12 protein-coding genes are annotated in these 24,174 nt (G+C 52.4%); 9 read left to right on the top strand and 3 right to left on the bottom strand.

Annotated features, from left to right (window positions below):
• Positions 1-48 precede the first annotated feature (48 nt).
• From B2U47_RS09820 to B2U47_RS09795, 6 genes are all read left to right on the top strand, one after another.
• On the top strand, positions 49-5,991 hold the full coding sequence (locus B2U47_RS09820; protein WP_296679328.1) for a cadherin domain-containing protein: 5,943 nt from the start codon (positions 49-51) through the stop codon (positions 5,989-5,991).
• Between the two features lie 369 nt (positions 5,992-6,360).
• Entirely contained in the window at positions 6,361-11,166 is a 4,806-nt protein-coding gene (locus B2U47_RS09815) for a cadherin repeat domain-containing protein (protein ID WP_296679332.1), read from the top strand.
• A 127-nt stretch (positions 11,167-11,293) separates the two neighbouring features.
• A complete protein-coding gene (locus tag B2U47_RS09810) occupies positions 11,294-11,875 on the top strand; it encodes a cadherin (protein WP_296679336.1) in 582 nt (193 codons plus the stop codon).
• 81 nt (positions 11,876-11,956) lie between these two features.
• Complete coding sequence (locus tag B2U47_RS09805) at positions 11,957-15,826, top strand: hypothetical protein (protein WP_296679340.1); 3,870 nt, start codon at positions 11,957-11,959, stop codon at positions 15,824-15,826.
• 91 nt (positions 15,827-15,917) lie between these two features.
• Positions 15,918-18,146 carry an IPTL-CTERM sorting domain-containing protein gene (locus B2U47_RS09800; RefSeq protein WP_296679343.1) on the top strand — a complete coding sequence of 743 codons (2,229 nt, stop codon included), beginning with the start codon at positions 15,918-15,920 and terminating at the stop codon, positions 18,144-18,146.
• A gap of 331 nt (positions 18,147-18,477) precedes the next feature.
• The gene (locus B2U47_RS09795) at positions 18,478-19,008 is read left to right on the top strand and encodes a TlpA family protein disulfide reductase (protein ID WP_296679345.1); all 531 of its coding nucleotides are present in this window, start codon (positions 18,478-18,480) and stop codon (positions 19,006-19,008) included.
• 63 nt (positions 19,009-19,071) lie between these two features.
• Here B2U47_RS09795 and B2U47_RS09790 read toward each other — a convergent pair whose 3' ends face one another.
• The 3 genes from B2U47_RS09790 to surE form a co-directional block, all read right to left on the bottom strand.
• Positions 19,072-19,788, bottom strand: a complete 717-nt coding sequence (locus B2U47_RS09790) for a LysM peptidoglycan-binding domain-containing protein (protein ID WP_296679347.1) — start codon at positions 19,786-19,788, stop codon at positions 19,072-19,074.
• A gap of 123 nt (positions 19,789-19,911) precedes the next feature.
• Complete coding sequence (locus tag B2U47_RS09785; RefSeq protein WP_296679799.1) at positions 19,912-20,586, bottom strand: protein-L-isoaspartate(D-aspartate) O-methyltransferase; 675 nt, start codon at positions 20,584-20,586, stop codon at positions 19,912-19,914.
• Positions 20,583-21,338 carry a 5'/3'-nucleotidase SurE gene (surE, locus tag B2U47_RS09780; RefSeq protein ID WP_296679349.1) on the bottom strand — a complete coding sequence of 252 codons (756 nt, stop codon included), beginning with the start codon at positions 21,336-21,338 and terminating at the stop codon, positions 20,583-20,585. Before surE ends, B2U47_RS09785 begins: the two co-directional genes overlap by 4 nt.
• Between surE and B2U47_RS09775 the strand changes: the two genes are divergently transcribed.
• The 3 genes from B2U47_RS09775 to B2U47_RS09765 all read left to right on the top strand — a co-directional run bounded on the left by B2U47_RS09775 (position 21,337) and on the right by B2U47_RS09765 (position 24,090).
• The gene (locus B2U47_RS09775; protein ID WP_296679354.1) at positions 21,337-21,861 is read left to right on the top strand and encodes a Smr/MutS family protein; all 525 of its coding nucleotides are present in this window, start codon (positions 21,337-21,339) and stop codon (positions 21,859-21,861) included. The two genes, surE and B2U47_RS09775, sit on opposite strands and share 2 nt — an antisense overlap.
• A 67-nt stretch (positions 21,862-21,928) precedes the next feature.
• Positions 21,929-23,665, top strand: a complete 1,737-nt coding sequence (locus B2U47_RS09770) for a reprolysin-like metallopeptidase (protein WP_296679356.1) — start codon at positions 21,929-21,931, stop codon at positions 23,663-23,665.
• The gene (locus tag B2U47_RS09765; protein WP_296679358.1) at positions 23,662-24,090 is read left to right on the top strand and encodes a hypothetical protein; all 429 of its coding nucleotides are present in this window, start codon (positions 23,662-23,664) and stop codon (positions 24,088-24,090) included. Before B2U47_RS09770 ends, B2U47_RS09765 begins: the two co-directional genes overlap by 4 nt.
• The last annotated feature ends 84 nt before the right edge of the window (positions 24,091-24,174 follow it).

The following is a 24,174-nucleotide window of genomic DNA, read 5'->3' as shown; positions in this document are numbered from 1 at the left end:
ATCTCCGAAAAATACTGACTTATAACAATTATCAGGGGACTTCCACTCATGCACCTGCTTAAATCCCGCACAGTCCTGCAAGCACCTTTACTTTGTTTATCCTTGATGTTGCTCGCCTCACCTGCCACTTATGCCGATAACAATTGCGAAGGCTATGTAGCGGCAGGAGGACGTGAATACTGGGTTGCCATCCCCAGACAGAGCGGTAACGGTGATCCCATCATCCACCTCAATCTGGTCGGCAAAGCAGGAACCACAGGGACTATCAGCATCGCTGACAACAGCTTTGCTGCGATCAGCTTCACCATTCCTGCGGGTGGGTTCTATGAAACTACCATCGCGGCTACCAGTCAGGTTTCTGGCAACCAGGTCACTCTCAATAAAGGATTGCATATTACCAGCAACGATGACGTGCTGACCTATATCATCAGCGAACAACAATATACAACGGATGGATTCCTAGCTTATCCTACCGTTGGTTTGGGAAAAGACTATTACGTTATCAGTTACAACGGTTTGTATAGTGGCAGTTGGAACTATCCATCCCAGGCGGCTATTGTTGCCAGCCAGGATAACACCGCCATTACCGTAACACGCCCAGGTGGTTCACCTGAAAATGTGACCATCAACAAAGGGCAGGTTTATTCCATTTTTCATCCTTCAGGCGGTGACCTGACAGGCACTCGGGTTCAAAGCGACAAACCGGTGGCCGTCATGGGCAGTGTTGACTGCGCTAACGTACCTACTGGAACAGGTACATGCGATCATCTGGTCGAACAAATGCTGGCAACACCCGACTGGGATGTGGAATACGTTGTGCCACCACTGGCAGCAGACGGGCAAATGACCCGTGTAATCGCAGCGGAAGACAATACCCAGGTTTTCAAAAACGGGACACTGGTTGCCACTTTGAATGCAGGCCAATACTGGACGGGTTCGGCAATTGCCAATCCCACCCAGGTTGAGCATTACACGACCAATGGAAAAAAAATCCAGGTTGCACAATACTCCACAGGCAACCAGATCAACGGCGCTACCGGCCCCGGTTTTGACCCGTCATTTGGCATGGTTCCTTCCCGTGCCATGTGGCTTAAAAAACACATTTTCAAAGCACAACCCAATTTCAGCAACAATCTCCTGATCGTTTCCCCCACGACGGATACCGCCAACCTCACTATCAATGGCGCAGCACCATCCAGTCCCCCAACCTGGTCTGCCATTGCAGGAACCGATTTATCCTGGACACAAATCACTTTGGCCGCAGGGCAAGTCTATACCGTTGAAAATACGACCCCTATTGGCTTGACAGTTTTTGGCGGAAAAGTAGATGAATCCTATTTGCTACCTGGCAACATGAGCCTGGGCGACCTGGATGGAGATGGTATCCGTAATATTCAGGACTGTGACGCCGACGGGGATGGTATTTACAACTCGGTAGAAGTATCCAAAGCCCTGTCCGGCACTAACGGCGACTCCGATGGTGACGGGCTGGTCGATGAGCTGGATCTGGATAATGATGGTGACGGCATTCCCACCAATATCGAAGCGCAAACGACCGCTGGCTATGTTCCGCCATTACTCCAGTTCTATTCAAACGGTCTGGATAAAGCCTATAACGTCGATACCGGCATCATCCCGGTAGATACGGACAGCGACACCATCGCAGACTATTTGGATCAAGACTCCGACAATGGTGGAACCAGTGACCTGATTGAAGCAGGCATTACCTTAAACGGTACAGATGCCGACCGGGACGGCCTGGACGATGCCATCGACACCAATGATTTGGCAATGGGGCCTGCCAATGCGGGTATTACCGACCTGCTGGCAACCTACCCCAATAGTGGCGCAGAAGTTTTCTGGCGTATTCTCGGCAACCACGCACCAACCATCAGTAACGGCAACGGGGGCAACACCCATGCCGTCAACTTCACCAGCACCAGCACCTCATCTGTACAGGATTACAATGCCACCGACCCTGATGGTGAAACTGAAAATGGAGGTGGTCTGACCTGGAGCATTACAGGCGGGGCAGATGCCGCACTGTTCACTATCAACAGCAGTACCGGGGAACTGAAATTCCTTTCCCCCCCCAATATCAGCAGCCCACAAGACAATGGGGCAAACAATCAATATGACGTAATCATACAGGTCAAGGATGCAACCGGTGAAATTGATACACAAATCCTGAGCGTTACAATCGTCCCCAACAGTGCTCCGACCATCAGCTCAGCCAATAGTGTCAATATTCCTGAAAACACCACGGCAGTCCTCAATGTTGAAAGTAGTGACGATAACAGCAGTGAAGGTAGTGGTCTGACCTATGCTTTCACTGCCAGTGCCAGCAACAGCCCGGATGAAGGCAAGTTCAACCTGAATACAGCAACCGGTGAAATTACCTTCAAAGCCGCCCCCGACTATGAATTACCCGGCGATGCCAATACCGACAATGCCTACAAGGTAGAAATCAAGGCTTGCGACAGCCTCTCCGCCTGCACGACACAGATCATTACTGTCAATGTCACCAACGTGGATGATACTCCGCCAGTTCTTGCCATCAGCACGGTCGCAACAGATGACATAGTGAATGCCAGCGAATCCCAGGCAAATCTGGCTATCAATGGCACAACAGATGCTGAAAACGGTCAAACAGTCACCGTCAAACTCAACGGCAAAACCTATACTGGCACGGTCAATAATGGTTCGTGGACAGTGACCGTTCCAGCCGCTGATGCAGATGCCCTCCCCGAAGGCGCTCTGCAAATAACCGCCGATGTCCAAGACGCTGCGGGTAATGCAGCCACCCAAGCAACGCGCAATATCAGCGTAGATACCATTGTCCCTGCCATTACAGGAAATGATGTCGCCAAAACCAGCGATACCACACCTGACCTGAGTGGTACAACTGATGTTCCCAATGGTACAGCCATCACGGTACTTGATGCGGGTGGCGGTACTATCTGCGCTACCACAGCCAATAACGGTACATGGGCTTGTACACCCGGAAGCAATCTGGCTGCCGGTAGCCACATACTGACCGTGCGCACAAATGATAGTGCCGGAAATACAGGCAGTGATGATTTCACTGTTGCCATCAATGCCTTGCCTGTTATCAGCAGCAATGGAGGGGGCGCAACAGCCACCCTGCAAATGCCGGAAAAAACCACCCGTGTAACGGATGTTGACGCCAGTGATGCAGATGCTGGCGATCAACTTGCTTACAGCATCACAGGCGGCGCAGATGCAGCCCTTTTCCAGATTGACAGTACCACTGGCGTTCTTGTATTCAAAGCGGCTCCTGTATACGTCAACGGAGGGGACAACACCTATGAAATCACCGTCAAGGTAGATGACGGTAATGGTGGCAGTGATACCCAGACACTGACTGTTGAGGTATTGAAAGATACTGACCTTGACGGCGTAGCAGATATTAATGATGCTGACCTTGACGGTGATGGTATCCCCAACACGACCGAGGGGACTACCGACACGGATGGTGACGGCATCCAGAACCAGTGGGATTTGGACTCTGACGGTGATGGCATCCCTGACAATATCGAAGCGCAAACCACCACTGGCTTCAAAGCGCCTTCCGGTGTGGATGCCAACAAGGATGGTATTGATGACGCCTATGGAACAGGGCTGGTTCCAGTGGATACAGAAAATGACGGCAAGAAAGACTACCTCGACACCGATTCTGAAAATACCGGTGGCGATGACAATACCGAATCCGATGTACCCGTGCTATCTGGCGTGGATGCAGACAAGGATGGCCTGGATGACACCATTGACACCGATGACACCGGCTTCGGCCCGGCCAATGCAGGCATTACTGACCCATTGGCGACTTATCCGAAAACCGGCACGGAGGTGAACTGGCGTGTACCCAATACCCCGCCCGTGTTTACTTCACCCACCGCTGCCACTTTCAATGAAAACAGCACTGCCGTTGTGCAAAACGTGGAAGTGACTGACGACAAGAACAGCGAAGCTGCCTCTGGCATCGGTTACAGTATTGTCGGCTCTGATGACGATGCCCGCTTTACCATTGACGCCAAAACCGGCGACATCAAGTTCAAGCTGACACCAGACTACGAAAACCCCGCCGACAAGAACAAGGACAACGCCTACATCCTGACCGTGAAAGCGTGTGACATGGAAGGCGGCTGTAGCCAACAGACCATCACCATCAACCTGATTGATGTGGATGAAGACAATGACAACGACGGCCTGATGGATTCCAAGGAAGCCGAACTCGGCACTGACCGCTGGAACCCAGACACGGATGGTGACGGCCTCAAGGACGGTGAGGAAGTGAATACCCTGAAAACTGACCCACTCAAAGCTGACACCGATGGCGATGGCCTGAGTGACGGTGATGAAGTGTTGAAATCCAAAACCGACCCGCTCAAGGCTGACACCGATGGCGACGGCGTGAACGATGGCGCGGAAGTGGGCGCAGACCCTGCCACCCCGGTTGACAGCGATGCTGACGGTACAGCGGATGCGTTCGACACCGACGATGACAACGACGGCATCCTGACCAAGGATGAAGCACCAGATGCTAATGGTGATTTGAACCCGGATGATGCCCGTAACACCGACGGCGACCTATTGCCCGATTACCTCGACAACGAAGACGACGGTGACGGTGTATTGACGAAGTACGAAGACCCAGCAGGCAAGCGTGATACCGACAAGGATGGCATCCTGGATTATCTGGATGACGATGACGATAACGACGGCTTGCTGACTGAGTATGAGCAGGCTGACCCGAACAAGGACGGCAACCCGGCTGACCAGCGTGACACCGACAAGGATGGCGTTGCCGACTGGCTGGACACCGACGATGACGGTGACGGCGTACTGACAAAACATGAAATGGCGGACAAGGACGGTAACGGCAACCCGACCGATGCCACCGATACCGATGGTGACGGCAAGTTCAACTGGCTGGATGTGGATGACGACAATGACGGCATCCTCACCAAGTATGAGAAGCCTGATGCCAATAGTGACGGCAACCCGGCAGATGCGCAGGATACCGACATCGACAGCAAACCGGATTATCTTGATACCGATGACGATGGTGACAGCAAGCTAACCAAGGATGAAAAAGCCGACAAGAATGCTGATGGCAACCCGGTGGATGCATATGACGCAGATGCTGATGGCATCCCCAGCTACCTTGACCCCAGCGAAGTGCCCACTGTTGTTCTGCATATCCGTGGCTTCCTGCAAGGAGCTTACAGCACCTCAGACCAACTGATGCGTGACGACCTGCGCAAACTGAACCTGATTCCATCTGCCCAGCCGTATACCGATGTCAATACATCCCTGGGTTATACAGGGACGGAAGTACTTGCTCCTTCCGTGCTGGCAGTCACTGGCTCAGATGCCCCGGTAGATTGGGTAGTGGTTGAAATACGCGACAAAACCACCCCCAAAACGGTGGTAGCACGTGCTGCGGCCCTGTTGCAACGTGACGGTGATGTAGCGGATCCATTGACCAACGAAGCCAAGCTGCGCATCCCCAACGTGACAGAAGGTCAATACTACCTCAGCCTGCGCCATCGCAACCATCTGGGTGTCACCACCAAAGATGCCATGCTGCTGTCACCCACACTCACTGTGGCTGACTTTACCTTGCCCAGCCAAACGGTCATGGGTTCCAACGCCAGGTTGGGCAATGGCACGGTATCTCTCATGTGGGCTGGCGAAGCCAACAACAGTGACAGCGTTATTGCCAATGGCCCCGGCAACGATACCAATGTGGTATTGGGCACAGTGCTCATGCACCCAACCAACCTGCTGGTCAACAGCAACTTCCGCCTGAGCGGGTACTTTGCTACCGACCTGAATCTGGATGGCACTACCCTCTACGCAGGCCCCGGTAACGACATCAACCTGTTACTGGGCAATGTGTTGCTGCATCCGGCTAACAGCCTGATGGCAGCCAACTACATTGTTAATGGTTCTGTTCCCAAATAAACCACACGGTTGCGAAAGCACTGACGGCTTGTATCGCAAGGTACAAGCCGTTGCTGCATTCACGCCAGGCAATCCCATTCGTCAGCTTTAATTGCCGCTTAGCCTATTTTTATGGATCATTTCTGCTGGCCTATGTCACGCAATTAATCATAATTTTAAAACCACTGATAACAAATATACTGGACACAGGGGGTCACAATGACGGGTTCAACCGGACGATGGTTGTTACAAAACCGTAGCATATTCATCGTGTCAATGATTTTCTCAACTGCCTTATCATTAGTACCTGCATATTCCCATGCAGCCGATGAAGATTTAAACAAAACAGGCATAGTCTCCAGCAAAGCCCCGGATGGCAGTTCCAGCACAATGGACTGGATTGTGACCCACAGTAACAACCGCGCTGGCATCATGGAAAACGTCATCCTGACAGACAAGCTGGAAGGTGGGCATACCATGGTTCCTGGTAGCCTGAAACTTCCCTCTGGCTGGACAGCACAATACTCAACCAATGCCGGAGTCAGCTTCAGCAGCTCCCAACCCGCTTCCGGCGTCAACGCCATGATCTTCAGCAACCCGTTTGTAGTACCCACGGGTTTGGGTAAAGGCCGCACCATGACGCTGCCCCTTTCCGGCCCGGTCAACCTGAGTGGTGGTGGTGATGGTTTTGCTCCTGGCATTCTGGACAATGGCAAAATCATGGGGATCAACCATCACCAGAGTAACCCGAACATCTGGTGTTATGATACTAGCACGGAAGCTGTTTGCACTGGCTACCCCAAAGCACCGGGTATTCCAACCGGCATGTCCCCTCTGGTCGTCAACATTGGCAACAAGTTGTACATCGGTGACGATTCTGGCAATGCGGCCTATGGTCAACTTGGGCAAATTTACTGCTGGGATGGCGAAACAGATTCATCCTGTGGTGCCAGCCCTGTTGTACAGGATAGCGGTTATGCAGGCCCCGTCGTTATCGACAACAAGATTTATGTGTTAACCAAAGGCGGTCACATCGACTGCTATGATCCTGCCAACTCCCTGCAACGCTGCCAGGGATTCACACCTGTCGCTGTAGGCGTCAATGCCCTTGATACCAATACGTGGGGCACTAATGGTTCCGATATACAGACGATTGGCAAACGTATTTATGTTGCCAATACTGCCGGGGCGATGGCTTGTTTTGATACGGCTACCAATGCCAAATGTGCTGACTGGGCGGTCAACCCCATCAGCATTACCACTGGACAAACCGACGTTTTCCGTCGCATGGATGCCAATGAAAAAATGACAGGTGTCTGTATTGCCGGTTATAACACCAATGCAATCTGCTACGATCTGGATGGCTCCAACCCGGTGAGTGTACCCGTCAGCCCGGTTCATGCCAGCCAGCCCGGCCTGAACGCTGTCGCAGAGACTTATGTTGATACCCGTGTTTTCTTCCCGCAGTTCTACCCTGAAAACAGTGTCGGTTGCTGGGATTGGGCGACTAACTCGGTTTGTACCGGCAGCAGCATGTCTGGCGGGGTCTTTGGGGCAGGTGCCGCAGCTTACCCTTATGGTTTGAATACTGATGGGGCTTGTGTCTATTCGTTTGGTGACGCCGGACAATTGATTTCATGGGATCCAGAAACCGGTGCAACCCCCTGTGTCCGCTCCACCGGCAAACTGTCTGTACCCCTGGAAGAATACCGCTGTGATGGGAAAGCAGACCCAACGCTGGCGTGGGAAAAAGTGCAGTTTTTTGATACGAGCATGGCATCCGGGGAAGATTTCACCTCACTAAAAGTCAAAGTGGTCAATGCGGCTACCGGTGAAGTGCTGAAAGGCCCGGTTGAAATGATTGGTGGAACAGGCTCCCTGGACATTTCTGACATATCAGCCTCTTCCATCAAGGAACTGGAACTGCGCTCAGTGGGCAAGCCCGTGGGGAAAACCGCCTGGAATGATGGCATTGCCCCCAAAGTGGCGATGACCTTCAAATCATCCGCACCACCACAGTTTTGCTATAAGTCGAGCGTGGCTTGCGCCGTCGATACCCCAAAAATGCAAAACACGGTACGCACCAACATTACCCCTGGTTTGAGTATTGTTGAAGAAGTCTCTGCTTGTAACCCTGCCCCCATCATTTCAACAGGCAACACATTCAATGTATTTAGCAATACAACCACTGCCGTGGTTGATGTACAAAGCACGGATGATGTGGATACAGAAAAGGCTGACGGTACAGGGCTGCTATATACCCTGTCCGGTGGGGCTGACAAGGATGTGTTTACCATCAGTGCCACCGGAGAACTGGCTTTCAAGGCAGTACCTGATATAAACCATCCGTTGGATGCTGACCATAACAACATTTACAGCGTTGAAATTTCTGTTGCTGACCAACTGGGCGCAACCACCAAACAGACCATCGCTATAACAGTTGTCAAGGACACGGATGCTGATGGCGTACTGGATGGAACGGACGTAGATGCTGACAACGATGGTATTCCTGACAGTACAGAAGGCAATACCGATACGGATGCCGACGGAATCAGCGACAAGTTTGATCTCGATTCTGATAATGACGGCCTCCCTGACAATATCGAAGCACAATCTACCGCAGGGTATAAGCCCCCTTCGGGTACAGATGCCGACAATAACGGTCTGGACGATGCCTATGGAGCCGGACTGACACCGGTCAACACAGATGGCAGTGACAACCCTGACTATCTGGATACTGATTCGGACAATAACGGTTCCAATGACACACTGGAAGCAGGTGTCACCCTGCTGGTGCAAGATACTGACAAAGATGGGCTGGATGATGGCACTGACAGCAACAATGCTGCCTTTGGCCCAAGCAATGCAGGCATCACTTCTCTGCTGGCAGCCTACCCCGACAACGGCACGGAGGTGTTCTGGCGTTTGGTTAATGCCGCGCCGGTCATCCCTAATGCTGGCAGCATCGACTATGTGGAAAAAACCACTTCCCCGGTCACTGATCTGGCAGCAACTGACGACACCAACAGTGAAGGTAATGGCCTGACCTATAGCCTGACAGGTGGGGCAGATGCCAGCCAATTCAATATTGCTGCCAGCGATGGCCAGTTGACTTTCAAAACACCGCCAGTCTTTGCCACACCTACCGACGCAGATGCCAATAATGCCTATCTGGTAGAGGTTGCCGTCACGGATGCAGAAAACGTCATTACCAAAAAACTGCTGACCATTACGGTGTTACAGGATACCGATCTGGATGGTATTGGTAATAAAAACGACGCAGATATGGATAACGATGGCATCCCCAATGCCACTGAAGGCAATGCTGATGCGGATGGCGACAGCATTCCGAACCAACTTGACCTTGATGCTGACGGCGATGGCATTCCTGACAATATCGAAGCGCAAACCACTGCCGGTTTCACCGCCCCCTCCGGCGTGGATGCTGACAAAAACGGCATGGATGATGCCTACGGCACAGGACTGGTTCCGGTCAATACAGAAAGTACGGATAACCCCGATTACCTCGACACCAACAGCGACGGTACAGGCGAAAACGACACCAGGGAAGCTGGCCTCACCTTGGCGGACACAGATACCGACAAAGACGGACTGGATGACGCGGTGGATGCCAACAACAGTCAGTTTGGCCCCGTCAATGCGGGCATTGCCAGCACACTGGCGGCTTACCCGAAACTGGGTGCAGAAGTGAACTGGCGCATCCCCAACATGCCGCCGGTATTCTCGTCCCCGGCAGCCGTCACCTTCAGCGAAAACGGTACGGGTACTGCACTGGATGTGCAAACCACTGACGACAAGGACAACGAAGCCAGCGGCCTGACCTACAGCTTCAGCGGCGGGGCAGACATGGCCTTGTTCAACCTTGACAGCAAAACCGGTGTCATCACTTTCAAAGTCAGCCCGGACTACGAAAAACCGGCGGATGCCAACAAGGACAATGCCTATGTGCTGCAAATCCAGGTATGTGATTCCGAAGCTGCCTGCACCCTTCAGGATGTCATCATCAATGTGATTGATGTGGATGAAGACAACGACGGTGACGGGCTGCTTGACTCCTACGAAAAGAATGCGGGTGTACCGAAAGATACCGATGGTGACGGCAAACCCGACTGGCTGGATACCGATGATGACGGTGACGGCATCATGACCAAATACGAAAAACCGGATAGTAACGGCAACAAGACGCCCGATGATGCACTGGATACTGACGGTGACGGCAAACCCAACTATCTGGATACCGACGATGACGGCGACAAGAAGCTGACCAAAGACGAAAAAGCCGACAAGAACAAGGATGGCAATCCGCTGGATGCTTACGACATGGATGCAGACGGTATTCCTGACTATCTGGATAATAATGAAGTACCAACTGTAGTGCTGCACGTGCGCGGCTTCCTGCAAGGTGCTTATGACGGCAAAACAGGACTGATGCGTGACGATTTGCGGGTAGCCGGGCTGATTCCGCTCGAACAGCCTTACAGTGACCGCATGACGGCCTTCAAGTACCGGAATGCGGATAAAACTACGCCAGATATTCTTGCCATTACGGGTGAGAATGCCAGTGTCGACTGGGTGTTGGTGGAATTGCGCTCTGCCAGCAACCCGCGTGCCCGCACCATTGCCAAGGCCGCCTTGCTGCAACGTGATGGCGATGTTGCTGATCCGCTGAACAATGAGGCACACTTGCGTATTCCCAATGTACCGGAAGGCAATTACTACGTTGCACTGCGCCACCGTAATCACCTAGGCGTAATGACCAAAGATCCGATTCTGCTGTCACCCACCCTGACGGCAACTGACTTCACCCTGCCGGGATTCGCTGTCACGGGCAATAATGCGCGGCTGGAAGTAGGCGATGTTGCACTGTTGTGGGCAGGTGAAGCCAACAACAACAACAGCCTGATTGCGAATGGTCCTGCCAATGACACCAATGTGATCATGGGCAAGGTACTAATGCACCCCAGCAATCTCAAGGTCAACAGCAATTTCCGCCTGTCTGGCTACTACATTTCCGATCTGGATCTGGATGGGCAAACCATCTTTACCGGCCCCGACAATGACATCAACCTGTTGATGGGCAATGTGTTGTTACATCCAGACAATACAGGCATGGCAGCAAACTACGTCGCTCGCGGACAAATGGACAAGAGTGAAGATGAGGATGTAGACGATTAACCGCTCATGATTCAGCAAGACCTGCTCACCCCAGGTCTTGCCTTTTGTCTGTAAAAAATTCCATTTGATCAAGAACGTTTTTATCATTAATGAACCATAAAATCGGGCTATACACAGGAGACAACGAATGAAAACCAACAAATCCTTCCGCTTGCCAAGCATCATCATCGGAGGCATCGCATTATTCATGTCAGCAACATCGGTCATGGCTGACGCTGCTCTGGAATACAAACTGGCACTGGCAGAAGACGGCAAAACCTATCAGGTGTGGATGAAACCTGCCGCCACGCCAAAACCGGACATCAGCCTGACCGGACAAGTCACCGTCAAGGTTCCCAACAAGGCTGGTTTCACCGCAACCAATATCAAAAGTGCCGTCGAAGGCAGCAATTGGGTAGAAGCATCCCGTGTTGATGCACCCAAAGAAGACGCCAGCAGCGATTACATTTCCTTCTCTTTTGTTGGCTTGCAAGGTACCAGCGCCCGTAACTACGCATGGGAAGCAGGCAAAGAACTGATGGTATTCAGCTTTGAAAACAAAAATGGTTGCGTGGATGGTGTCAGCCTGATGGCTAATGATGATCCGTTCAATGCATCACCCAATTCCGCCAACACCAACCCCGGCAACCAGTTCACCAATCTGGGCTGGGGTGCTGTCAGTGAAAACCATTACAAAGGCAATTACGGCGAAGCAATCGCCTGTAAATAAGACAAGCTAGGTGGCGGGTATCCCACATACCCGCCCAGACGCTCGTAACCAATCATAAAAACGATACACAGAGAGTCCAACATGCAGTCCAGAACACTCCGCAAATACCTCGGCCTGAGTGCCTCGGTACTACTGCTTGCAGGCAACAGCGCCTGGGCAGCCCAGACACTGGAATACTCCATCCGCTGGGATACCAAGGATGATCGCTACCATGTCTTCATGAAACCGATCACCACACCTACCCCTTATGACAGAAGCATGACTGGGCAGGTAACAATCCGTGTACCTCATGCAACCGGGGCAGACGCATTTGTGGTGGATGACCCGAAAACAGCGGTAATCAACACCAATTGGGCGAACGACTCTCGTGTAAATGCCCCACCGGAAGACTCTTCCGTAGACTACGTATCCTTCAGTTTGTCTGTTATCAAATCTGATGCTTTTGCCTGGAAAGCCGGTGAAGAAAAAGAAGTTCTCACCTTCCGCAACAGCGGTACTTGTATTGGCGCAGTCAGTCTGATTGATAACGAAACCGACCCATTCAATGCCCCCATTCTTGCCGGTGGACAAAACTCGGCAAACACCAACCCTGGCAACCAGTTCACCAATCTGGGCTGGGGTGGAGCAGGTGAAAACAACTATAAAGACAACTACGGAACCAATAGTGCTGATTGCCGCGACAGCCTGGACACTGATGGTGATGGCCTGAAAGATGGGCTGGAAAAAGAAATTGGCACAGATCCAACCAAAATGGATACCGATGGTGACGGCGTCAATGATGGCGTTGAAGCACCGGGCGGTGTAGCACCTGACACAGACGGTGATGGCAAGATCAACCCACTGGATACTGATGATGATGGTGATGGAGTCCTGACCAAAAACGAAAACTACAACGGCGGCACACCCGCAGACGATGACACCGACAAAGATGGCACACCCGACTATCTAGATACCGATGACGATGGAGACGGCAAGCTATCCAAAGATGAAAGCAACGACTCGAACGCGGATGGCTCACCGGTTGATGCCAAAGACACCGACGGCGACAAAGTACCGGATTATCTGGATGCAACGGATGACCGCCCTGACACAGACAAAGACGGCGTAAAAGACGCTGACGATACGGATGATGACAATGATGGTATTCTCGACACAGTAGAAGGCAACGGTGTTACTGACACTGACAAGGACGGCACGCCTGACAGTACCGACCCGGATAGTGACAATGACGGCGTTCTCGACAGCATCGAAGGCCATGATGCCAACCATGATGGCAAAGCTGACGTGCTACCTACCGGTAAAGATACCGACAAAGACGGTCTGGACGATGCCTTCGACCCGGATAATGGTGGCAAAGCAGCCTCCCTGCCTGATATGGATAAAGACGGCAAACCCGACTATCAGGATCGTGATGACGATAATGATGGCCTGCCAACGACTGCGGAAGATGCCAATACTGACGGTGATACCAACCCTTCCACCATCCTGACCGACACAGATAAGGACGGTATTCCCAACTATCTGGATAGTGATGATGATGGTGATGGCAAACTATCCTCTGCTGAAGGCAACGACCCAAACAAGGACGAATCACCCGCAGATGCCACCGACAGTGACGGCGACAAAATCCCTGACTATCTGGATGCCAACGACAAGGATGGCCCCAAAGGCGACAAGGACGGTGACGGTTTAAGCAACGAAGATGAAACCAAAGCAGGTACAGACCCTAACGACCCGGATACCGATGATGATGGTATCAGTGACAAAGATGAAGTAGGAACTGACCCTAGTGCGCCCAAAGATACTGACAAAGACGGCACACCAGACGCAAAAGATACCGATGATGACAATGATGGCGTTCTGACCAAGAACGAAAACTACAACGGTGGCACTCCGGCTGACGACGACACTGACGGTGACAAAGTACCAGACTATCTGGATACCGATGACGATGGTGACGGCAAACTGTCCCAGGACGAGGGCAACGACCCGAACAACGATGGCGGCCCAGCCGATGCCATTGATACGGATGGCGACACCAAGCCTGACTATCTGGACAAGAACGATACCGACGGCCCCAAGGCCGACCCGGATGGTGACGGCCTGACCAACGAGGAAGAAACCAAACTCGGCACGGACCCGAACAAGGCAGACACCGACGGTGATGGCCTGTCTGATGGTACGGAAGTCAAAACCACCAAAACTGATCCGCTCAAGCCGGATACCGATGGTGATGGCCTGACGGATGGCACAGAAGTCAACAGCAGCAAAACCGATCCACTCAAACCGGATACCGATGGTGATGGCCTGACGGATGGTGATGAAGTCAACAAGAGCAAAACCGACCCATTCAAAACCGACACAGACGGTGACGGCATTGATGATAAAACCGAGGTCGGCGCAAATCCTGCCACACCGACGGATACCGATGCGGATGGCAAACCCAATGCATTGGATACCGACGACGACAATGACGGTGTTCTAAGCAAAAACGAGAACTACAACGGTGGCACACCAACCGATGATGATTCCGATACGGATGGTAAACCAGACTACCTAGACACCGACGATGATGGTGACGGCAAACTGTCCAAGGATGAAGGCAACGATCCGAACAAGGATGGCAGTCCGGCTGATGCCATTGATACTGACGGCGACACCAAGCCTGACTATCTGGACAAGAATGATACCGACGGCCCCAAGGCCGACCCGGATGGTGATGGCCTGACCAACGAAGAAGAAGGCAAATTGGGTACTGACCCCAACAAAGCAGACACCGATGGAGACGGCTTACCGGATGGCACTGAGGTCAAAACCACCAAAACCGACCCGTTAAAAGCAGATACGGATGGCGATGGTGTTGATGACAAAACCGAGGTAGGTTCCGATCCAGCCAAACCGACTGATACCGATGGCGATGGTACTGTCAATGCGTTGGATACCGACGACGACAACGATGGCGTTCTGAGCAAACACGAGAACTACAACGGCGGTACACCAACCGATGATGATACTGACGGTGACAAAACGCCAGACTATCTGGATACCGACGACGACGGTGACGGCAAACTATCCAAAGACGAAGGCAATGACCCGAACAAGGACGGCAGCCCCGCCGACGCTATTGATACGGATGGTGACAAAGTACCTGACTATCTTGACGCCACCACCAACGGCGTCAAGTTGCAGGCCAAAGTCATGCTGCAAGGTGCGTACAACACCACCAGTAAGCTCATGCAGGACGACCTGCGCAGCAAAGGCTTGATTCCGCTGAACCAGCCATACAATGTCGGCATATTCAAATATGCAGGCAAGGAAACCGCACTCGCGTCCCTGTTTGCAACAACGGGGAACGATGCACCTGTTGACTGGGTATTGCTGGAAGTACGTGATGCCGCATCACCAACAATGGTCAAGGCACAGATGGCAGCTCTGGTACAACGCGATGGCGATGTCATGGATGCCGCTACTGGCAGTACATCCCTGATGTTTACAGGTGTTACAGCAGGCAATTACTACGTATCAGTCCATCACCGCAACCACTTGGGTGTGACAACAGCCAACGCGCTCAGCCTGAACCCATCCACGGCAACCCTAGTTGATTTCACCAAAACAACCACCACCGCCTGGGGTAGCAATGGTCGCATCACTTCTGGCACAACAGCGATGTTGTGGGCAGGCAATGCCAACGTGGATGTCCGCGTCATTGCCAACGGCCCATCCAACGATACTGGCGTCATTCTGGGCGATGTATTGCTGGCAAAAGACAACCTGTCAGTCAGCACCAACTACCGCCTGAATGGTTACAACTTGACAGACATCAACCTGGATGGTGTTTCCATCTTCGCTGGGCCATCCAACGATGTGAACCTGTTGCTGGGTAACGTTTTGTTGCATCCAACCAACAACACCTTCAGTGCCAACTACATCATTAACCGGCAGTCGCCTTAATGATGACACAGGGTACGGAGCAGTTATACTCCGTACCCTGTACTTGCACGGGCTTACAATAATTGACCATAACGAGAATCGGTAAAAGAAAATGAAAAAATCGATCAGTCAAGCTGTTTCACAAGGACTAATCGCACTGGCGATGATGCAGGTTGGGCAAACTGCATTTGCTGCCGATGGCGGTGTTGAATTCCGGGTTGCATGGGACGCGGCTGACAGCCGCTATCATGTATACTTTCGCCCTACCAGCACACCTTCGCCGGATTTAAGCACGACTGGTCAGGTAACGCTGCGTGTTCCTCATGGCACTGGCACAGACAAATTCACCATCAAGGATCTCACGCCCAAAAGCGGTACAACCTGGACACTCAGTTCAGACGTGCCCGCACCCGCTGAAGACAAAACCGTCGATTACCTCTCATTCACTTACAACCCTAGCGGCGGCCCCAAAGCGTTTGCTTTCGCTGGTGGCACAGAGGTAGAAGCATTCAGTTTTAGTACCATAAACGGTTGCGCCGACGGCGTTGAGCTGATGAACAATGCCACTGACCCCTTCAACCAGCCACCCAACAACCCCAACAACTCGGTCGGAACCAACCCTGGAAACCAGTTTGCCAACCTTGGCTGGACTGAAGAGAATGATTACCTCGGCAACTATGGCGGTGCAGTCATTTGCCCCGGCTCTCCGACCAACCACGCCCCTGTTGCTGCCAATGATACTGCCACCACTGATGCTGGGGTTGCTGTCACCGTTGATGTGCTGGCAAATGATACCGATGCTGATGATGATACCCTTGGCATCCTGAGTGTCACCAATGGCACAGGCGGCACGGCTGTCGTGCAGGCTGGCAAAATCATTTATACACCCGCCGAAGGATTCAGCGGCACTGACAGCTTTACTTACACTGTATCCGACGGCGCAGACACCGCCACTGGCACAGTCAACGTCACCGTCAACGCCAAAGAACCTGACTTGGATGCCAAGGATGATACGTTCACCCTTGACCCCAACAGCAGCACCAATACCTTTGACGTTTTAGGCAATGACCTGTTGCCTGCCGGGCAAAATATTACCATCGAAATCACCGGGCAACCGCAACACGGGACAGCTTCGGTCAAAGACGGCAAGATCACCTATACACCAACAAGTGGCTATAGTGGTACAGACACACTGACGTACCGGATCACTGACGGACGCGGCTACCAGAGTGAAGCCAAAATCACCTTCACCATTAGCGACCCAAGCAATGCCTGCACCCAGCCACCTGCCAACCCTCAGGCAGACAGCGTCTATTACCGCGTAGACTGGAGCAAGACCGACAAACGTTACCATGTGTACATGTACCCTGGTGATGAACCCTCACCCAATATGTTCACCACTGCCCAAGTCACACTGAAAGCACCTCATGCCAGTGGCACTGACAAGTTCCAGCCTTCAGACATACAGTCAAGCATCACGGGACTGAGCTGGAGTAGCAGTTCATCGGTTGCAGCACCATCGGAAGATGCTTCTTCCGACTACCTGTCATTCTCTGTGGACATCAGCAATGCCCAAGCCATGCAGTGGCAAGCGGGCAAGGAAATCGAGGTTTTCAGTTTCAGCAATACAGGCACTTGCCAAGGGGCAGTGAAACTACTGGAGAACCAGACCGACCCATTCAACCAGCCACCGGACAACCCGAACAACTCGGCAGGAACCAACCCTGGCAACAGCCACACCAACCTTGGCTGGGGTTCAACTGATGCTAACAACTACGCAGGCAACTATGGTTGCCCGGCAGTGTGCGAAATAGACCCGACACCCAAAGATACCGACGGCGATGGGCTGCTGGATGATGATGAAACCAAACTCGGCACAGATCCCAACAACCCGGACAGCGATGGCGACAGCGTTCCTGACGGAGTGGAGGTTGGCAACAACCTGAGCAAGCCGCTAGATACCGATGGCGATGGCACGATTGATGCGCTGGATGGGGATGATGATGCGGATGGCATCCTGAGTTACTGGGAAAGCTATGGAAAGCCGGTCGTATCCACGGACAGCGATAGTGATGGCACACCGGACTATCTTGACAAGGATGACGACGGCGATGGCATTCCAACCAAGGATGAAGGTGCAGACAAAAACGCTGACGGCAAGCCTGACGATGCACGCGATACTGATGGGGATAGCATTCCTGACTATCTCGACCCCAGCACGGTAGTTCCGCCTACTGGTAGCGTCGCGGTGCCAACCCTGACAGAGTGGGCGCAGATTCTGCTTTCACTACTATTGGGTGCTGTCGCGCTTGTGCGGTACAACAAACTGCACAAAGACTAACCTACCGCTCATTAATTACACTGCCTCAGTGAAGATTAATTGATTTTGATCAAAAAATCCCCGAGGCAGTGTCGTTAAAATACAACTTGCATTGATTAGCACATGAGCATAACCTTTTTCCCCGTTATGTGTTGTGTGGCTTAAATAACGATCGAATGCGGAAGGTGTGTTAGTATCATGGTCAGCTTGTCGGTGATTTCATTCCGGCAAATACCGTAAACGCCAACGTTCTCTCAATAAGACATCTACAATAAAAGAACCCTTTCAAAACGATTGCCGACATTTGTGTAAGTAACCGGAACCATCGGGTCATATATAGTTGAGGGTTAATATGAAATTACTTAAGCGGGCGATTGCTCTTTCTGTACTGTTTCTTGCTTCTGTTACATCCGTAGCATCTGCTGCTCAAGCGCCCAATTTCTCTTTCAAGGATATTGATGGGCAGCAGCACCAGTTTTCTGAATACCGTGGCAAGTGGGTTATTGTCAATTACTGGGCAACCTACTGCGGGCCTTGCGTGGCTGAACTGCCAGCCCTGAACAGCATTGCCCGTCGCTACAAGGATGAAGTGGTCGTACTGGGAATGGAAGCTGGCGAAACATCAGCCGCTGAACTCAAACAGTTTGCTGAGCAACGCCGCATTTCCTACACGGTCGCCCCTACCCAGGATAGCACCATGTTTGCCTTGGGGCTGATTTATGGTGTGCCCACCACCTTTATCATCAACCCAGAAGGGAAGATTGTTGATACCCATATGGGTGTTGTTACCGTCTCCCAGTTGCAGAACTACATCCGCTCTGACAAACAGTCTTCTGTTGCCAAAGAGAAGGAAGAGGAAACCTGCAAAACTGGCGTTTGTTGAAACTACCAACAAAAAACCCGCACTGACTCAGGCGGGTTTTTTGTTTCTGCCGGGTAAGATTGCTTATTTCAGACGCAAGCGTTGCCCCGGTGTAATGGTGTAGTCAGGTGCTTGCAAATTGTTCAAACGGATGATGTCTTTCCAGTATACGCCAGTATTGCGCATGGCTTGGAAAACGGTATCCCCTTTCTGTACCACGTAGGTATCCCCCCCGCTGTAAGTACTGCCGGATGAACTGGTGGATGAGCTGCTACTGGAACCAGAGGATGAAGCGCCACTGCTGTAATTATAGTAATACGGTTCAGAGCTGCTGCTGGATGTTGAACCTGCACTATCCTTGGGCTTGCTGTAATCGTAGTAGCTGCCACTGCTCCCTCCGGTTGAATAGTCACCACCAGAACCGTAGTAGCCTGCATCACCACCCGTGTAACCATAAGTGGTCGTCCCACCTGTCGTTGTAGCCGCAGGCGGCACATAGTAGCTGCCAGGATTCACAGGCTGAGGATTGTTGTAGCGAACTGTTCCCTGTGGCTGCCCCCCTGCTGACCCGCCGACACACCCATCACCGTGGTGATGCGCCAGTCCTTGTGGCGGTAATGCGTGGCTATGTACCCGACCACAATGGCTATGGGAAACAGCAGCTTTATTGACCGTACCTGCCGTTGTGGTAGTGCTACGGTTGGTATAGCCAGGGGCTTGCCAGTAAGGGTTGGGGGCACACGCAGCGGCACTCAGACCGACCAGGGAAATGGCTGCGACCAGTTTGATTTTTCTTTCCATGATTTCACCTTGTTAATCGTAAATCCCAGGGGAGGAAAACACTCAAATGCAATTATTTGGGAAGGTTGTTAGTAAATGTAAGAAAAAGTGGCTCAATTAGCAAATATCATTCTTTTAATTCTACTACTGGGCTGTCACAAAAGGCACAAATTGCACAGATTCATGGTTAACTGTTGAATATTCAGTCTCGTTCTGCCGGGTAATGACCTGCAAAACCTGATGTTGCCCCTGTCTGCCGGTCGGAATCACCAAGCGCCCACCTATCGCCAGTTGCTCCAGCAAGGCCGGTGGCACAGTTTCAGGTGCAGCGGTGGCAATGATCGCGTCAAATGGCGCTTCCTTTATCAGCCCCCAACTCCCGTCACTCAGGAAAGTGCGAATATTGCGGTAGCCCAAATCGTGCAACAAAGCACGGGTTGCCTTGTATAACGGTTCAATGCGTTCCACCGTAAACACTTCTTTCACCAGTGACGCAAGCACTGCCGCCTGATAACCGGAACCTGTACCCACTTCCAACACTTTGGCGAGCGGGTTTTCCCCTTCCAGCAACAGTTCCGTCATTCGCGCCACGATGTAGGGTTGAGAAATAGTCTGCCCGTGCCCGATCGGCAAGGCGGTATTTTCATACGAACGGCTAGCCAGCGCTTCATCCACAAACAAGTGGCGCGGAACCTTGCTGATGACTGCCAGCACATCGGTATGGCAGATACCCTGATCCCGCAAGTATTCAACCAGCCGGTTGCGGGTACGCTGGGAAGTCATGCCTATCCCCTGCACATCCAGTACCCGCCGCGTCATTGGCAATGCTCCAGCCACTGCCGGGTTTCCTCCAGCGCCCGGTAACGGGTCAGGTCGGCATGGACAGGTGTCACCGACACATAACCGGCACTCACTGCGTGGAAATCAGTCCCTTCTCCAGCATCAGCGGCTTCACCGGCACGGCCTATCCAGAAAATCTCGTTGCCGCGCGGGTCTTCCCCCCGTACCACAGGCGAAAAACGATGCCGGTTGCCCAGGCGTGTCACCTTGAAACCACGCACCTGTTCCCACGGAATATCCGGCACGTTGACATTGAGAATCATACTGCCCTTGTCAGGATAATCTTGCACATGAGGTAACAAATGCAGTACCGCCTGCACAGCGGTCGCATAATGTTCCGGGAGTTTATGCCGGGGAAAAGCCAGCGAAACGGCCAGTGCCGGGAACCCCAGGAACCGCCCTTCCATCGCTGCTGCTGCCGTGCCCGAATACAGCAGGTCATCCCCCATATTGGCCCCTGCATTGATGCCGGAAATCACCATGTCAGGCTCTTTCGCGTACAATCCCAGCCCAAGATGTACACAATCTGTGGGCGTACCATTAACGCTGTAGAATTTCTCGGCGTGTTGCGTCAAGCGCAGCGGATTACGCAAGGTCAGGGAGTTGCTTGCCCCACTGCAATCCTGGCTGGGGGCAACTGTGGTAACATCTGCCACTTTCATCAGGGCTTCCCGTAACTGGTTGATACCGGGGGCAAGAAAACCATCGTCGTTGCTGAGCAGTATGTTCATGAGTATTGATGACCGTTCATTATTCCGCGAATCCATGCAGGACGTAACGCCGCTGCGCCCGACCAATCTGGTCGTGCATGATAACCTAAAACCACCTGCCATTCCGGTCAAGACAATTGAGGATGAACAGCAAGTCATCCGTGACCTGTTGTCGGATGCTTACGACCCAGTGGAAGTGCAACCGGGTGACATGCTGTTTTACCAACGCCCCGGCATCCAGCACAAGGTATTCCGCAAGCTGCGGGCGGGGCAGTACCGCACTGCCAGCGAGCTTGATCTGCACGGGTTGAATGCACGTCAGGCTAAACAGAGGTTGCTGGTTTTCCTGCATGACGCCCATCCGGGCATTGGTGAATGTGTGCGCATCATTCACGGTAAGGGCAACCGCTCTGCCCACACAGGCCCCGTCATCAAGACCAAACTTAACAACTGGCTGCGGCAACATGACCGGGTTTTGGCGTTCCATTCGGCAAGACCGATTGATGGCGGGACAGGTGCGGTGTATGTTTTATTAAGACGATAAAACCTTTTCATGAAAAAAAGCGTCATATAAGCGTTTCCAGCTCATACAACACAATCAGGATAACATTATGCGCATTGCAACCATCGTCTTGCTGTTACTGGCTAATACAACCGCAGGTGCAAATACTTTCATCTGGCAAGACCAGGGCATGATCCAGAACGACAGTGCCGTATCGGCACGCAGTAGCGGGGCAGACGTATCCCCCCTGCAACAATACCGCCGGTTGACGCTGGATGAAGCTGCGTTACGCACCAACCTGAATGCATCGACACAAGCACGTAGTAGCCAGGGTATGCAGGCCAGTATCCAGCTCCCCTTGCCAGACGGTGGTTTTGCCGATGTTGTCCTGACCTCTTCGGCAACGCTTGCCCCAGCAGTAGCCACTGCTCATCCTGAGATACAAACCTGGGAAGTGAGCAGTACCAATGGCAGCATTTTAGGTGGGGCGGTCAGCCTGACACCGCTTGGATTTCATGCCATGCTGGACATGGCGAATGGCGATACGGTTTTCATTGACCCGCAAAACCAGCAAAGCAAACGCGAATATGCCAGCTTCAGCAAACGTGACAATGCTGCCGCTTTCCGTCGCAATTGGTCGTGCCAAACGCACGATGCATTGAACTTCCGCCCTGATCTGACCAACGCGACCCGCACTGCCGCCCGTGCAGGAGAAACCTTGCATACCTATGATCTTGCGATTGCTACCACGGCAGAATTTACCGCATGGAAAGGTAGTCAAGCCAATGCACTGGCTTCTGTTACTGCTACCGTGGCACGCCTGAATGTGATTTACAGCCGCGACTTGTCTATCGCGCTGAGATTGGTCAGCGGCACAAATACATTGTTTACCGATACCAATACAGACGGCTACACACACGGTGATGCTTCCAGCCTGATTGATCAAAATACAATCAGGCTTGACAGTATTTTGGGCAATGCCACTTACGATGTTGGGCATGTGTTTGACAAGAGTGACTTTGGTGATGGACGGGCGTATGTAGGAAAAGTCTGTAACGACACCCTCAAGGGAGGAGGCGTTTCTGGATTTAATACAAGTGGTGATGCGTTTGACATTGATTATGTAGCGCATGAACTGGGACACCAGTTTGGCGCAACACATACATTCAACGGAATCAGCGGCAGTTGTACAACCAATCGAGAAGCTGCCACGGCCTACGAACCAGGCAGTGGCAGTACCATCATGGCGTATGCTGGCATTTGTGGTAGCGATGACCTGCAAGCCAACAGCGATGCCATGTTCCATGCTGCTTCCATTGCCCAGATTACTACTTTTGCGCATAGCGGCACAGGGGCAAGCTGTGCAGCGGCTTCTGCATTGACCAACAGTAACCCGGTGGTAAACGCAGGTGCTGACTTTACAGTTACCATTGGACAAGCCATCACCCTGAACGGATCAGCAACAGACGCGGACGGCGATACCCTGAGCTATTCGTGGGAACAAATGGATGCGGGCAGCGCTTCCGCCCCTGGAGTGGATACGGGCAACAACGCCCTGATACGTGCTCATCTGCCAACGAATGATCCGACCCGCACCATCACCACGTCACTGCCCACTACAAACCGGACGCTGAATTTCCGCCTAGTAGCCCGCGACCAGCAAGGCGGCGTTGGTTTCGATGATGTGCGTGTCACTGTCAGTGGAACATCAAGCGGTGGTGGTGGAAGTAGCGGAGGTGGTGATGGAAGCAGCGGCGGCGGTGGCGGCGGCTCAATACCACTGGCAGGATTGCTGGCTGGTGGCGCATACTGGTTGGTACGCCGTCGCAAAGGAGTCAAAGCATGAAAGCCTTATTACCCCTGCTATTCTGTTGCATGAGCAGTCTGGTCGCTTGCAAGGAACAGGTTGCTCAACCACCCGCCAACAACGGCAACATACACGTGCCCTCAGCGGCTGAAATCAGTGCAGGCAAGGAACAGTATTATGCTCGCCAGCTTCCTGTTTTATTGGAAAAAAATCCGCTCGCGGATGCCCAGGCAGCCATTGCTCGCGGGGAACGTTATTTCCTGTGCAATGCAGGCCGCAGCGTTACGGTTCCCGGCATTGAGCCTGAAGTATTTGCCCAGGTACGAGCCAACTGCCCAATCCAGTGTCTGGATGGCGTCACCGATGCCCTCTATGGTCCCAACCATCAGCGTTACCTGCAAGCTGCACTAGCCTATTCTGCCCGCTGGAACCAGACCATGCTGCCTGCTTGCCGCACCAAATAATAAAAAAATTTTTTGTAATATCCCAATAAATTATTGATTAATTAACCCCCCTATGGTGTCATAAAAATAATGGTGTCATAGGGG

The sequence above is a fragment of the Thiothrix sp. UBA5583 genome (assembly GCA_002425225.1).
In the GTDB taxonomy this organism is placed as follows: Bacteria; Pseudomonadota; Gammaproteobacteria; order Thiotrichales; family Thiotrichaceae; genus Thiothrix; species Thiothrix moscowensis.
Note: the sequence above shows the minus strand (reverse complement) of the source record. Positions and strands in the feature narration are given on the sequence as shown.